The organism is Micromonospora sp. NPDC051296 (assembly GCF_040682255.1).
In the GTDB taxonomy this organism is placed as follows: Bacteria; Actinomycetota; Actinomycetes; order Mycobacteriales; family Micromonosporaceae; genus Micromonospora; species Micromonospora craterilacus.
Window position 1 is genome coordinate 1 of the sequence record NZ_JBFBAO010000207.1, and the last position, 12419, is coordinate 12419.

Below are 12419 nucleotides of genomic sequence, written 5' to 3' on the forward strand. Positions count from 1 at the left end.
GTCGCGGCCCGCACGGTGGACGCCACCCGGGGCCTGGTCGAGGCGGCGCTCGCGGTGGGCGACGGCGACCTGGGCGTACACGTCGAGCCGAGCGGCCCGCGCGAGCTGGCCGAGGCCGGCCATGCCTTCAACCGGATGGCGGAACGGCTCGTCGCCGCCCGCACCGATGAGCGGGAACTGGTGGCGGACATGTCGCACCGGCTGCGGACCCCGCTGACCGTGCTGCGGCTGGACGCCGAGGCGCTGGAGTCCGACGACACCAGCGTGGGTTCGTTCAGCCAGGCGGAGCTGGACCACCGGCGCGGCATCCGGCGGATCCGGCAGGCGATCGTCACCCTGGAGGGTGAGATCGACGTGCTGATCAAGACCACCCGCAAGGCGGTGGCCACGGAGGCCGCCCCGGCGATGTGCGACGTGAGCGAGGTCGTCCGCGACCGGATGGTGTTCTGGGCGGCCCTCGCGGGCGACCAGAACCGCCCGCACCGGGTGAGCGGCGCCCAACTGCGCATCCCCGCGCCGGTGCCCCGGGCCGAGTTGGCCGCCGCGCTGGACGCGGTGATCGGCAACGTGTTCCGCTATACCCCGCAGGGCGCCGCGTTCGAGGTGGCGGTCTCCCGGCGCGACGGGTACGTGGCGATCCGGATCGACGACGCCGGCCCCGGCATCGCCAACCCGGACCGCGCCCTGCGCCGCGGCGCCAGTGACCAGGGTTCCACCGGCCTCGGGCTGGACATCGCCAAGCGGGTGGCGTTGCAGGCCAACGGCTCGGTCAGCATCGACCGGGCCCGGCTGGGCGGGGCCAGTGTGGTGATGCTGCTCGCCGATCCGGACGCGACGCCACGTCAGGTCAGCCGGTTCGGCCTGGTGGGTCGGATGGCCCGGGAGCAGAAGAGCAGCGGGCGCCGCTGGCCCCGGCAGCGCCCCGCCGACAGCTGAGCGCTGCCGGTACGGTGCCCGCCGCGGGCCGTGGTCCCGGGTTGTGGTCCTGGGCTGTGGCGTGGCACAAGTCTTCCTTAGATCCGGATTAACGCCGGCCCACGCGCCCGGTACGGCTGCCAGGATCAGCTGCGAACCCAGCAGTTCCACCGGCTCTCCGCTCCCAGCGCACCTCGCCGGTGGAGCCGTGCGCGCGGCGGGAGACACGGTCCCCCCACACCTCCTCCCGCCGCGCGCCACTCCGCCCAGCCTCGGCCCGTGCACCGGGACCCGCGCCGGGCCGGGCCGGCGAGGTCAGCCGGCTGTGGTCGCCAGGTAGGCGTCGATCTCCGCGCTGATCCGCTGCTTTCCGGCGGGGTCGAGGAACGAGGCGGTCACCGCGTTGCGGGCCAGCTCGGCCAGCTGCGCCGGACCGGCGTCGAGCAGCTGGGCGGCCACCGCGTACTCGTCGTTGAGGGTGGTGCCGAACATCGGCGGGTCGTCGGAGTTGATGGTGACCAGCAGCCCGGCCTCGATCAGGCGGGGCAGCGGGTGCTCCTCGATCCGGGCCACCGCCCGGGTCCGCACGTTGGAGGTCGGGCACACCTCCATCCCGATCTGCCGCTCGGCGAGGTACGTAAGCAGCTGCGGGTCCTCGGCGGCGGAGATGCCGTGGCCGATCCGCTCGGCGCCCAGCTCGCGCAGCGCGTCCCAGACGGTCTGCGGCCCGGTGGTCTCCCCAGCGTGCGGCACCGAGCGCAGTCCCGCCGCCCGGGCCTGGTCGAAGTACGGCTTGAACTGTGGCCGGGGCACGCCGATCTCCGGGCCGCCCAGACCGAAGCTGACCAGCCCGTCGGGCCGCTCGTCGAGGCTGATCCGCAGCGTCTCCTCGGCCGCCGGCAGGCCCGCCTCACCGGGGATGTCGAAGCACCAGCGCAGCTCGATGCCGAAGTCGGCGGCGGCGCGCTTGCGGGCGTCCTCGATCGCCTCACAGAACGCCGGCGCGGGGATGCCACGCTTGACGTGCGAGTACGGCGTCACCGTCAGCTCGGCGTAGCGGACCTGCTGGCGGGCCAGTTCCCGGGCCACCTCGTGGGTGAGGATCCAGACGTCCTCCTGGTCGCGGATGAGATCGACGACGCTCAGGTAGACCTCGATGAAGTGGGCGAAGTCGCGGAAGGCGAAGTAGTCGGCCAGCAGCTGCGGGTCGGCCGGGACGGGGCTGCGCCCTTCGTGGCGGGCGGCCAGCTCGGCCACGATCCGGGGCGAGGCGGAACCGACGTGGTGCACGTGCAGTTCCACCTTGGGCAGTCCGGCGATGAAGGTACGCAGATCGGTCACGAGCTCTCCTGGGCGCGGGCGCCAATACGGGCGACGACGAAGATCCGTCGGAACGGGAAGTACACCTGCCGCTGCCGCACCAGGTACACCTCGGCGAGGCGTACCCCCAGGGCGGCCCGGAACGCGGACCAGCCGGCGGCGTCCAGCGCGGCCCGGACCGGGCGGAGCGCGGTGCCCTCCAGCCAGGTCAACACCGGGTGGTCCGCGTCGGGACGGGCGGGGAGCAGGTGCACGTAGGTAGTCTCCCAGGCGTCGACGGCGCAGCCGGCGGTGGCCAGGGACTCGGCGTAGTCGACCGGGTCGGCGACCGGCGTGGCGCGCAGCAGCGGGGCCAGCTCCGCCTGCCACGGCGGGCGCCCGGCGACCTCGCGCAGCGCGCGGTGCGAGGGGGCGTCGAAGTTGCCGGGCACCTGCATCGCCAGCCAGGCCCCGGTGGGCAGTTCACCGGCCCAGCGGGTGAGCAGCTCGCGGTGGCCGGGCACCCATTGCAGGACCGCGTTGCTGACCACCACGTCGGTGTCCGGCTCGGGGTGCCAGTCGCGGACATCGGCCAGGCCGAAGGTGACCGGGGCGTCCAGCGCGGCGGCCCGCGCGATCATCTCCGGTGCGGAGTCCAGCCCGACGATGCGGCTGCCGGGCCAGCGGGCGGCGAGGGTGGCGGTCAGGGTGCCGGGACCGCAGCCGAGGTCGACCACCGTCCGGGGCCGATCAGCGGCCACCCGGGCGAGCAGGTCGTGGAACGGCCGGGAGCGCTCGTCTCCGTAGCGCAGGTACGTCGCCGGATCCCACATCACGCCTCCACTTCCACACCACATCTACAAACCGTACGTCCGTCTTGTTTACCGTACGGGCCGCCCCTGGACTGGGCAAGGAAGGTCACTAGGCTCACTCGCATGGAGCAACGCACCTTCCCCCGCCTGGACCGACAGGCCGGCGTGGTCGGCCTCGGCGCCTGGCAGCTCGGCGCCGACTGGGGCACGGTCACCGAGGACGACGCCATCGCGGTGCTGACCGCCGCCGTCGACGCCGGCATCACCTTCCTGGACACCGCCGACGTGTACGGCGATGGACGCAGCGAGCGGCTGATCGGGCGCTTCCTGGCGGCCCACCCCGACGCCGGGCTGACGGTGGCGACCAAGATGGGCCGCCGCGTCCCGCAGACGCCGGAGGCGTACACCCTGGACAACTTCCGCCAGTGGACCGACCGGTCGCGGGCGAACCTCGGGGTGGACACACTGGACCTCGTGCAGTTGCACTGCCCGCCGACGGTGGTCTTCGCCGACGACGCGGTCTTCGACGCCCTCGACACGCTGGTCGCCGAGAAGCGCATCGCCGCGTACGGCGTCAGCGTGGAGACCTGCGACGAAGCGCTCACCGCGATCGCCCGGCCCGGGGTGGCCAGCGTGCAGATCATCCTCAACGCGCTTCGCCATAAGCCGCTCGACCGGGTGCTGCCGGCCGCCTCGGCCGCCGGGGTCGGCATCATCGCCCGCGTCCCGCTGGCCAGCGGCCTGCTCTCCGGCCGGTACGACGAGCGGACCACCTTCGCCGCCGACGACCACCGCCAGTACAACCGGCACGGCGAGGCGTTCGACGTCGGCGAGACGTTCTCCGGCGTCGACTACGACCTGGGGCTGGCCGCCGTCCGTCGGCTCGCGCCGCTGGTCGGCGACGACCGGACGATGGCCCAGTTCGCACTACGCTGGGTGCTCGACCAGCCAGGGGTCACAGTGGTCATCCCCGGGGCGCGCGACGCGGCGCAGGCACGGGGCAACGCCGCGGTCGGCGGCCAGCCACCACTGTCGACGGAGGAGCTCGCCGAGGTGACGGCGGTCTACGACGAGCTGATCCGCCCACAGGTGCACCACCGGTGGTGAACGGCGCGCCCGCTGGCGGGCCATCGGAGAGGGAGGTCGCGATGAACGGCTGGTTCCGCCTCACCCTCGGCCTGCTGGCCGTGGTCGTCGGTGCGGTGTGGACGGTGCAGGGCCTCGGCTACGTCGAAGGCAGCGTGATGACCGACCAGCGGATCTGGGCGCTGCTCGGCCCGGTGCTGGCGCTGGTCGGCCTGGCCCTGCTCTGGCTCGGCGTCCGCGCCCGCAACCGACGCTGATCCGGGCCGCCGGGATTGTCCCGGCGGCCGGATCCGTACCGGCGCGACCACCCGGCGCGCGGCCCCCGCCCGGGACAGGACGCGGAAAAGCCCCGCGTCCTGTCGGAACGCGGGGCTTCACACCGATTCGGGGGACTGCCTTGCAATTGGCCGGCAGTCGCCGACCGATGCGCTCAGAGGGGGCGGACCTGCTCGGCCTGCGGACCCTTCTGGCCCTGGGCGATCTCGAACTCCACCCGCTGGTTCTCCTCCAGCGTGCGGTAGCCGCTGGTCTGGATGGCCGAGAAGTGGACGAACACGTCAGCACCCCCGCCGTCGACGGTGATGAAGCCGAAGCCCTTGTCAGCGTTGAACCACTTCACGGTTCCCTGCGCCATGTGTATCTCCTTCTAAAACTGGCGGCCGAGCACGCCGTGCGGCCGATTGGCCGTTTTCGAGCAGCGGCGCCTGAGGCGGCCCCCGGTGAAGGAGACTTCTCTCAACCCACGCCATCTCTCAACAGCGTGGAACAGCAAACCACGTACGCAAAAACTCTGCACAGCCTACCCGACGAAATTCTCCGACATGTGACCTGACAGATGCGTCAGATCCGCTGGGTGGAGGCGGGAGCCAAGGCGAAAGGCCCCCTCGCCGGGCAACGGGCGTACGTGCCTGGCCCGTGTCGACCGGGACTAGTCCGGCCAGCGACCGGTGAGTCGGCGTACGCCGAGGGCTCCGCCCCGGTCCACGGCGGCCCGGACCACGGCGAAGATGGCACCGTGCAACGCCGCCGCCGCAAGGATCTCGCCCCAGCGACGGTTCTCGTCGGTCGCGCTCGGGGCATCGCCGTCACCGGCGGCCACCTTCCACACCTGGCGGAAGACGGCACCCGCGATCGCACCGGCGGCGATGCCCATCACCACGCCGACCGGCTTGTATGCGGCCTTGCCGATCCCCCTGCTCACCCACGCCTCCCTCGGATGATCACCAGCACCACCGCGGCGACGACCGCGCCGGCCGCGAGGGCGACGAACGGCGCGGGTCCCCGCCGCGCCCCGGCGGCCCGTCCCCGCATCGGCCCGTGGGTGAGGCTGGCCTGCCCGCGGACCCGGGCGACGGTCAGCACGGCCTGCTCCCGCATCCGCTCCCGCGCCTGATCCGCCGAGGACTTCAGCCGCTTCTTGACGTCGGCCTTCGCGGCCAGCGCCTCCATCGTCTCGCCCAATTCGACCCGGGTACGTCGGATCTCCTCGCGCAGTGCCTCGGTGTCGCCGGTGCCGTTGCGCGTCATGCCCGTCTCCCGTCCTTGACCGCCGCGCTGACCACGTCGACGTCGGCCCGCAGGCTGCGCACGGTCGCCTGTGGAACCGGTGGCACCGCCCGAGCGACCTGCTGCTTGCCGACCAGGGCGAACACGCCGGCGAGCAGGAACACCGCCGCCGCTACGATCAGGGCGGCCGCCCACGCCGGCAGCACCAGGGCCAGCAGCAGGATCGCGGCGGTGACCAGCGCGCCGAGACCGAAGAACGCGAGCGCGCCGCCGCCGGCGAGCAGGCCGATGCCGATGCCGGCGTGCTTGCCCTTCTGCGTCAACTCGGCGCGGGCCAGCATGAGCTCGTCCCGGACCAGACGGGATACCTGCTCGGCCGCCCGCTGGACCAACTCGGCGGTGGACGGCTCGCTCCCGTTACGGGAGGTACGAACGTTCGCCACGTCAGCCATCCTGTCCCCCTCTCCTCATCACCGCGCTGTATGCCCGAATTCGCCGCCGGCCAATCCGGCGCGCGGTTACCGGCCCGGATCCGGACCGCCGCGCGTCTTCCGTATTGGTGACGGCCACGGCGAGAAGGAGCAGAAGCGTCCCGCAGCAGGTCCCCACCAAACGCCGCCCCAAACGTCCCGCCCACCCCCACCCCACCCGACCCCTATTCAATTGATCATGAGGTTGGCGGGCAATTTGATCCTTCAAACACCCGCCAACTTCATGATCGGCAGACCGGGATGGGTGAATGAAAGCGTCAGCGGCGGGCTTCGGCGGGTTCGTCGGGGCCGACAAAGGCTTCGCTGCGGGCCTCACCGTCGTCGCTGCCGCCGAAGAGGCGGGCGTCGTCGGGTACCTCGGCCTCGGCCGGGCGACGCGGCGAGCGGCGCGGCTGCACCCACTGCCAGGGCAGGTTGGCCGCACCGTCGCCGACCTCGGCGCGAAGTCGGGGCATCGCGGTGGGCCGGTGGTCGCGTACCCACGCCACCAGGTGCTCCCGGACCAGGCAGCGCAGGTCCCACAGCGCGCCGGCGCTGGCGGCGCTCACCAGGGCGCGGACCTTGATCATGCCGCCGGTCGCCTCGGTCACCTGAAGTACGCAGACCCGGCCGTCCCACAGCTCGGTGCTCTCCACGAGGCGGCGCAGTTCCTCCCGCATGGCCTGCACCGGTACCGACCAGTCGAGCTCGAACTCGGCCGTGCCGAGCACGGCCGCCTCGGTACGGGTCCAGTTCTGGAACGGGGTGCTGGTGAAGTAGGAGGTGGGCAGGATCAGCCGCCGGTCGTCCCAGATCTGGACCACCACGTAGCTGAGCGTCAGCTCCTCGATCCGACCCCACTCGCCCTCGACCACGACCACGTCGTCGAGGCGTACCGCGTCGCTGAAGGCGAGCTGCAGACCGGCGAAGACGTTGCCCAGCAGGCTCTGCGCGGCCAGCGCGGCGACCACACCGACCACACCGGCACTGGTCAGCACGCCGGCGCCGATGCCCCGCACGGCGGGGAAGGTCATCAGCATCACGCCGACGGTGAGGACGACGATCACCACGATCGTCACCCGACGCAGCATGACGACCTGGGTGCGTACCCGACGGGCATGCCGGTTGTCCGGCACGTCCACCCGGAACCGGGCCAACGCGGTGTCCTCGACCGCCACCAGCAGGGCGGTGACCAGCCAGGCGGTGGCCGCGATGACGGCGAGCACCAGCAGGTGTAGCAGCACCTGCCGCCACGCGGTGCCGACCGCGTACCCGGTGCTGAAGCGGACGGCGAACTGCACGGCGAGCACCGTGGCGGCGACCTGCGAGGCCCGGTGCGCATGCTGGGTCAGCTGGGTCATCAGCAGTGACCGGCGGCCCCACCGCCTGGTCAGGCGATGCACCACCTCGACCACGGCGGAAGCGGTCGCCGCCGCGGCGAGCGCGGCGACGACCGTTACGAGGTAGCTGTGCACGTGTACTTTCCTTCCGGCCCGACGGCAAGATCCGAACAAAGGGGCAATGTTGCCCCGGATCGTCGTCGCCGGCCACCGGAGGAGGGTTCAGACCTTGCGGTAACGGGCCTGGAGGAAGCAGTACGCGCCGAAGGCGGCGATGCCCAGCGCGATCAGCGTGAGCAGGATCGGGCCGTACGACTGGTCGCGCAGCATCCGCAGCGCGGCGTCCAGGCCACGGGCCTTCTCCGGGTCGTAGTCGACTGCGGCCAGCACGACCAGCAGGCCGGTGGCGGCGAACGCGCTGCCCCGGGCGGCGTAGCCGGCCATGCCGAGCCGGCGGGCGAGCCGGCTGGCCCGGGCGCTCATCTCGCCCGTCTTCAGGCGCTTCAGGAACTTCTTCCGCACGCCGTAGACCACCATGCCGACGCCGAACCCGGCGAGGGCCAGGCCGGCGACACCGACCAGCCACCGGCCGCCGGCCGACTCCATCAGACGGGCGGTGAGTTCCTCCTGCTGTGCCGCGCTGTCGGAGTTGGCCCTGGCGAAGACCTTGACGGCCGTCCAGGCCAGCCAGAGGTAGATGACCGCCCGGGCGGCCGAGACGATCCGCTCCTGGAGCCGGTCGTTGCCCCGTTCGGCGCGATGCCCGACGGCCGCCTCCAGGGCCTGCCAGATCGCCATGGCGAGCAGCCCGACGGCGATGGCGACGACGAGGAACCGGCCCATGGGCTGCGCGGCGAGGGTACGCAGCGCGCCGGACTGGTCGCCGTCGTCGGCCGCGTTGCCGAACGCGATCTGCAGCGCCAGCCAGCCGAACAACAGGTGCACGATCCCGTAGCCGACGAAACCGGCCCGGGCGAGTAGTGCTAGCCACCGGCTGCCCGCCGTACGGGCGGCGGCGGCCTCGGCGTTCCGGGTAAGAGACATGGCGCCTCAATCTCCGGACGCGAAGATCCCCAAACGTGGCCGGCCGCCACCCGTGGGCGGCGGCCTGCCGGCGGATCGAACTGAGCGGCGGATCGAACTGGGCGGCTACCGCCGTCAGCCGGGTTACCGGGAGATCCGGACCTTGACCTCGGAGTCGGTGACGCTGTCCAGGGTGACCGCGAGGCCGCCGACGTCGGCGGCCTGCTCGCCGACGGTCAGCGACAGCTGCTCGCCGGCGACCTCGATGGTGACCTGGTCGTCCTGGGCGCCGACCAGCCGGGCCTCGACGCCGAGAACGTTGGCCTGGGCCTCCACCCCCCGGTCGAAGGTCACCGTGCAGGCGTCCAGCCCGCAGTCGGTGCTGGCGCCCTCGGAGCTGCAACCGGCCAGCAGGGCCGCGCCGAGCGCGAGGCCGGCCAGCAGGCCGAGGGTCTTGCGGGTAGGAAGGTGCGGGGTCATGGCGGCGGAGGATCGCTTCGTCACGCGGCCAAGGGTACGAGACGCCGGCGAACCGCATCGGGGCCGTCGGCGGACGGTGGACAATGGGCGGGTGAGCATGCTGGTCGAGGACAATCCCGCCAAACACCGCTTCGAGATCCTGGTCGACAACGCGCTGGCCGGGTTCACCACCTACCTGCCGCGCGGCGAGGTGCTGGTCTTCACCCACACCGAGGTGGATTCGGCGTTCCAGAACATGGGCGTCGGCTCGGCGCTGACGCGCGACACGCTGGACCAGGTCCGGGCGCAGGGCGGGCGGGTGGTGCCGCAGTGTCCGTTCATGGCCGCCTTCATCGAGCGCCATCCCGAGTACGCCGACCTGGTCACCAGCCTGGGCTGACGGCGGCCCCGCTGAGCAGTTCGGCCGCGGCCAGCCCGGCGGCCCTGGTGGCGCCGTGGGTGGCCACATGCACCGGGCCGGTGACCAGCGCGGGCACGCCGAGTTCCACCACCACCGCGTCCGGCCGGGCGGCCAGCGCCAGGTCGACCGCGGCGCGCATCCAGCCGTGCCGGTGCAGGTCGCGCACCACCAGGACGATCGGCCGGCCGGCGGCACCGGCGGTCGGTTCGGTGGGCACCGCGGTCTCGGCGTAGCGGGCGCTGGTGGTGCCCGGCACGAGGGCGGCCAGCGGGGCGGCCACCCCCCACGGGGTCTCCGCCCCGATCGCGATGTTGTGCGGCGGTTCGAACTCCACCACGTGTGCGGGGCCGACCAGCGGCAGCGCGGCGGCGCCACCGGTGGCGGTGGTGACCCGGATCGCGCGCCGCGCGGCGGCCAGCCCGACCGTGGAACCGGCACCGCCGCCGGTCGACGCACCGCCGGCCGTAGTGCCGGGAGCCGTGGCTGCTTCGAGGCGGGCCGCGCGGGCGGCCACCGTCCAGGCGGCGAGCTGGCCGACCCGCTTCGCCGCCTCGGCCAACCGTTCCTCGGGCAGCTCTCCGGCGACGACCGCGTCGACGATGGCGTCCCGCAGATAGCGGGCCGTCTCCTCGTCGGCGTGCTCGCCGCCGACACAGATCGCGTCGGCGCCGGCGGCGAGGGCCCGGACCGCCGCACCGGCGAAGCCGTACCGGTCCGTCACCGCTCGCATCTCCACCGCGTCGGTCACCACGACACCGTTGAAGCCCATCTCCTCACGCAGCAGGCCGCTCAGGATCCGCCCGCTCAGGGTGGCCGGCAGCTGTGGATCCAGCGCCGGCACCAGCAGGTGCCCGGTCATCACCGCCTGCACGCCCGCCGCGACGGCGGCCCGAAACGGGGCCAGCTCGACGGCGTCCAGCCGGGCCCGGTCGGCGCTGATCCGGGGCAGGTCGTGGTGCGAGTCGACCCGGGTGTCACCGTGGCCCGGGAAGTGTTTGGCGCAGGCGGCGACCCCGCCGGACTGCAGGCCGCGTACCCAGGCGGTGGTGTGCCGGGCGACCAGCGACGGCTCGGCGCCGAACGAGCGGACGCCGATCACCGGATTGTCCGGGTTCGAGTTGACGTCGGCGTCGGGCGCGTAGTTCAGGGTGATCCCGGCGGCGGCGAGTTCGACCCCGAGATCGCGGGCGACCTCCTCGGTGAGCGCCGGGTCGTCCACCGCCCCGAGGGCGAGGTTGCCCGGGCGGGAGCTGCCCCGGCCGGACTCGATGCGGGTGACGTCGCCGGCTTCCTCGTCGATGGCGACGATCACGTCGGGGCGCTCCGCGCGCAGCGCGGCGGTGAGCGCGGCGACCTGCTCCGGGTCGACGACGTTGCGGCTGAACAACACCACCGATCCGAGCCCGTCGCCGAACCAGCGACGTATCCAGGCGGGTGGGACGGTGCCGACGAAACCGGGCTGCAGGACTGCGGCCGCCAGCGCCGCCAGGTTGCCGTTCGGTGCGCTGAGCCGGACAGATCGGTCGCTCATGCCGGCACTCCGCTGAGCTCCGTGCCGTCCTGTGGCACCACCGCACTGCACCGATGATTCGCTCGCTGACGATCGCTCATGCGGTTTTCGTACCCCCGTCTTCTCCGCCGCGGACAACCCGCCAGCCGGCGGTGCAGACATGGTCACACCGCGCCACCCAATTAGTCAATAAACCTTACAGTTGCCTTGGGTGCCGTGGTCCAGCGAGAGTGCGGGAATGGACCCGCTGCTGCTGGCCGACGCGACGAGTCCGGCCGACATCCCCGGCGTACGCCTGCTCGGCCTGGTGGTCGGCGGGCTGCTGCTGTTCGCCGCGATCCGGGCGATGTTCCGCCGCTGACTCCCACCCCCGGGTGTGACCGGCGCCGGCCCGGGTACCGCCTGCGCAGGCACCACCACGGCGAGGGGGACAGATGAAGATCGGCTACCTCCTATCCACAGAGGAGTACCCGCCCGCGGAACTGCTGGCGCAGGCCCGGGCCGCCGAGCGGGCCGGGTTCGAGGGGCTGTGGATCTCCGACCACTACCACCCCTGGACGGACGCGCAGGGGCAGAGCCCGTTCGTCTGGTCGATGATCGGCGCGCTGAGCCAGGTATGCCGGCTCCCGGTCACCACGGCGGTGACCTGCCCGACCGTACGCATCCACCCGGCGGTGCTCGCCCAGGCCGTCGCGACCAGCGCGGTGCTGCACTCCGGGCGGTTCGTCCTCGGCGTGGGCTCCGGCGAGGCGCTCAACGAGCACATCCTCGGCGGCCCGTGGCCGCAGGCCGGCCTCCGACTGGAGATGCTGGAGGAAGCGGTCGAGGTGATGCGGAAACTGTGGCGCGACGGTTTCGTCAACCACTACGGCCGGCACTACCGGGTGGAGCACGCACGGATCTACACGCGCCCCGAGACGCCGCCGCCGGTCTACGTCTCCGCGTTCGGCCCCAAGGCGGTGGACCTCGCCGCCCGGATAGGCGACGGCTTCGTCAACACCACCCCCGACGCCGAATCGGTCCGCCGGTTCCGGGCGCACGGCGGGGGCGACAAGCCGTGCCAGGCCGGCTTCAAGGCCGCGTACGCGCCGACCGTGCAGGAGGGTGTGCGGCTCGCGTACCAGCGGTGGCCGATCAGCGCGATCCCGGGTGAGCTGTTGCAGGTGCTGCCCTCGCCGCACCACTTCGAGCAGGCCGCTCGACTGGTCGACCCGCAGGCGATGCGGACCACGTTCGTCTGCGGCAACGACGCCGAGGCGCACCTGGCGAAAATCGACGCGTACGCGAAGGCCGGCTTCGACGAGGTCTACGTGGCCAACACCGGGCCGAACTGGCCGGGACTGCTCGACCTGTACCAGCGCGAGGTGCTGCCCCGGTTGCGCTGAGCCCGACCGGGCACCGGCGCGGCCCCGGCCGATGCCCGCCCGCGGGTTTCGTCACCGGCTCACCCGGGTACCTGCGGCCCTCGATGAAGCTGACCACGCACTCGATGTCGTTGCGCCGCGCGGCGCGCAGCCTGTTCGGCTGGACCACCCTGCGCCCCAACCAGCTGGCCGCGATGCGGGCCGTGATGAAGCG

General features: G+C 72.6%; 16 protein-coding genes. 6 read left to right on the forward strand and 10 right to left on the reverse strand.

Annotated elements, in window-relative coordinates:
* Nucleotides 1-936 (forward strand): HAMP domain-containing sensor histidine kinase (locus tag AB0M52_RS21010; protein WP_363956120.1); only part of this gene is annotated, 936 nt, incomplete at its 5' end.
* 294 nt (nucleotides 937-1230) lie between these two features.
* Here AB0M52_RS21010 and AB0M52_RS21015 read toward each other — a convergent pair.
* Both AB0M52_RS21015 and AB0M52_RS21020 read right to left on the reverse strand, forming a co-directional pair.
* On the reverse strand, nucleotides 1231-2256 hold the full coding sequence (locus AB0M52_RS21015) for an adenosine deaminase (protein ID WP_363956123.1): 1026 nt from the start codon (nucleotides 2254-2256) through the stop codon (nucleotides 1231-1233).
* Nucleotides 2253-3047, reverse strand: a complete 795-nt coding sequence (locus tag AB0M52_RS21020) for a trans-aconitate 2-methyltransferase (protein ID WP_363956126.1) — start codon at nucleotides 3045-3047, stop codon at nucleotides 2253-2255. The genes AB0M52_RS21015 and AB0M52_RS21020 overlap by 4 nt, the downstream gene beginning before the upstream one ends.
* Before the next feature lie 102 nt (nucleotides 3048-3149).
* On the opposite strand from AB0M52_RS21020, the gene AB0M52_RS21025 reads away from it, so the two are divergent.
* A complete protein-coding gene (locus AB0M52_RS21025) occupies nucleotides 3150-4133 on the forward strand; it encodes an aldo/keto reductase (RefSeq protein ID WP_363956129.1) in 984 nt (327 codons plus the stop codon).
* A gap of 41 nt (nucleotides 4134-4174) precedes the next feature.
* Nucleotides 4175-4369 carry a hypothetical protein gene (locus AB0M52_RS21030; protein ID WP_363956132.1) on the forward strand — a complete coding sequence of 65 codons (195 nt, stop codon included), beginning with the start codon at nucleotides 4175-4177 and terminating at the stop codon, nucleotides 4367-4369.
* A 173-nt stretch (nucleotides 4370-4542) separates the two neighbouring features.
* Here AB0M52_RS21030 and AB0M52_RS21035 read toward each other — a convergent pair whose 3' ends face one another.
* From AB0M52_RS21035 to AB0M52_RS21065, 7 genes are all read right to left on the reverse strand, one after another.
* Nucleotides 4543-4746: a cold-shock protein gene (locus tag AB0M52_RS21035; protein WP_011905669.1), complete on the reverse strand. Its 204-nt coding sequence runs from the start codon at nucleotides 4744-4746 to the stop codon at nucleotides 4543-4545.
* Between the two features lie 294 nt (nucleotides 4747-5040).
* The gene (locus tag AB0M52_RS21040) at nucleotides 5041-5313 is read right to left on the reverse strand and encodes a DUF4235 domain-containing protein (RefSeq protein WP_363956135.1); all 273 of its coding nucleotides are present in this window, start codon (nucleotides 5311-5313) and stop codon (nucleotides 5041-5043) included.
* On the reverse strand, nucleotides 5310-5639 hold the full coding sequence (locus tag AB0M52_RS21045; protein ID WP_363956138.1) for a DUF3618 domain-containing protein: 330 nt from the start codon (nucleotides 5637-5639) through the stop codon (nucleotides 5310-5312). The genes AB0M52_RS21040 and AB0M52_RS21045 overlap by 4 nt, the downstream gene beginning before the upstream one ends.
* On the reverse strand, nucleotides 5636-6070 hold the full coding sequence (locus AB0M52_RS21050; RefSeq protein ID WP_363956140.1) for a phage holin family protein: 435 nt from the start codon (nucleotides 6068-6070) through the stop codon (nucleotides 5636-5638). The genes AB0M52_RS21045 and AB0M52_RS21050 overlap by 4 nt, the downstream gene beginning before the upstream one ends.
* Nucleotides 6071-6366: 296 nt before the next feature.
* The gene (locus tag AB0M52_RS21055; RefSeq protein WP_363956145.1) at nucleotides 6367-7563 is read right to left on the reverse strand and encodes a mechanosensitive ion channel domain-containing protein; all 1197 of its coding nucleotides are present in this window, start codon (nucleotides 7561-7563) and stop codon (nucleotides 6367-6369) included.
* Nucleotides 7564-7650: 87 nt separating this feature from the next.
* Complete coding sequence (locus AB0M52_RS21060) at nucleotides 7651-8472, reverse strand: DUF1206 domain-containing protein (RefSeq protein ID WP_363956148.1); 822 nt, start codon at nucleotides 8470-8472, stop codon at nucleotides 7651-7653.
* 123 nt (nucleotides 8473-8595) lie between these two features.
* Entirely contained in the window at nucleotides 8596-8931 is a 336-nt protein-coding gene (locus AB0M52_RS21065) for a hypothetical protein (RefSeq protein ID WP_363956157.1), read from the reverse strand.
* A gap of 97 nt (nucleotides 8932-9028) precedes the next feature.
* Between AB0M52_RS21065 and AB0M52_RS21070 the strand changes: the two genes are divergently transcribed.
* The gene (locus AB0M52_RS21070; protein WP_363956160.1) at nucleotides 9029-9310 is read left to right on the forward strand and encodes a GNAT family N-acetyltransferase; all 282 of its coding nucleotides are present in this window, start codon (nucleotides 9029-9031) and stop codon (nucleotides 9308-9310) included.
* On the opposite strand, the gene AB0M52_RS21075 is transcribed toward AB0M52_RS21070, so the two are convergent.
* Complete coding sequence (locus tag AB0M52_RS21075; protein WP_363956151.1) at nucleotides 9294-10862, reverse strand: glycoside hydrolase family 3 N-terminal domain-containing protein; 1569 nt, start codon at nucleotides 10860-10862, stop codon at nucleotides 9294-9296. The genes AB0M52_RS21070 and AB0M52_RS21075 overlap by 17 nt on opposite strands.
* A 190-nt stretch (nucleotides 10863-11052) precedes the next feature.
* Between AB0M52_RS21075 and AB0M52_RS21080 the strand changes: the two genes are divergently transcribed.
* A complete protein-coding gene (locus AB0M52_RS21080; protein ID WP_363956163.1) occupies nucleotides 11053-11202 on the forward strand; it encodes a hypothetical protein in 150 nt (49 codons plus the stop codon).
* Between the two features lie 73 nt (nucleotides 11203-11275).
* Entirely contained in the window at nucleotides 11276-12226 is a 951-nt protein-coding gene (locus tag AB0M52_RS21085) for a TIGR03557 family F420-dependent LLM class oxidoreductase (protein WP_363956154.1), read from the forward strand.
* The last annotated feature ends 193 nt before the right edge of the window (nucleotides 12227-12419 follow it).

What these genes read in the sequence shown, in the direction of transcription:
- AB0M52_RS21060 (WP_363956148.1), bottom strand. Translation starts at nt 8,472, where the DNA reads ATGTCTCTTACCCGGAACGCCGAGGCCGCCGCCGCCCGTACGGCGGGC.
- AB0M52_RS21050 (WP_363956140.1), bottom strand. Translation starts at nt 6,070, where the DNA reads ATGGCTGACGTGGCGAACGTTCGTACCTCCCGTAACGGGAGCGAGCCG.
- AB0M52_RS21085 (WP_363956154.1), top strand. Translation starts at nt 11,276, where the DNA reads ATGAAGATCGGCTACCTCCTATCCACAGAGGAGTACCCGCCCGCGGAA.
- AB0M52_RS21070 (WP_363956160.1), top strand. Translation starts at nt 9,029, where the DNA reads ATGCTGGTCGAGGACAATCCCGCCAAACACCGCTTCGAGATCCTGGTC.
- AB0M52_RS21065 (WP_363956157.1), bottom strand. Translation starts at nt 8,931, where the DNA reads ATGACCCCGCACCTTCCTACCCGCAAGACCCTCGGCCTGCTGGCCGGC.
- AB0M52_RS21035 (WP_011905669.1), bottom strand. Translation starts at nt 4,746, where the DNA reads ATGGCGCAGGGAACCGTGAAGTGGTTCAACGCTGACAAGGGCTTCGGC.
- AB0M52_RS21075 (WP_363956151.1), bottom strand. Translation starts at nt 10,862, where the DNA reads ATGAGCGACCGATCTGTCCGGCTCAGCGCACCGAACGGCAACCTGGCG.
- AB0M52_RS21025 (WP_363956129.1), top strand. Translation starts at nt 3,150, where the DNA reads ATGGAGCAACGCACCTTCCCCCGCCTGGACCGACAGGCCGGCGTGGTC.
- AB0M52_RS21030 (WP_363956132.1), top strand. Translation starts at nt 4,175, where the DNA reads ATGAACGGCTGGTTCCGCCTCACCCTCGGCCTGCTGGCCGTGGTCGTC.
- AB0M52_RS21045 (WP_363956138.1), bottom strand. Translation starts at nt 5,639, where the DNA reads ATGACGCGCAACGGCACCGGCGACACCGAGGCACTGCGCGAGGAGATC.
- AB0M52_RS21020 (WP_363956126.1), bottom strand. Translation starts at nt 3,047, where the DNA reads ATGTGGGATCCGGCGACGTACCTGCGCTACGGAGACGAGCGCTCCCGG.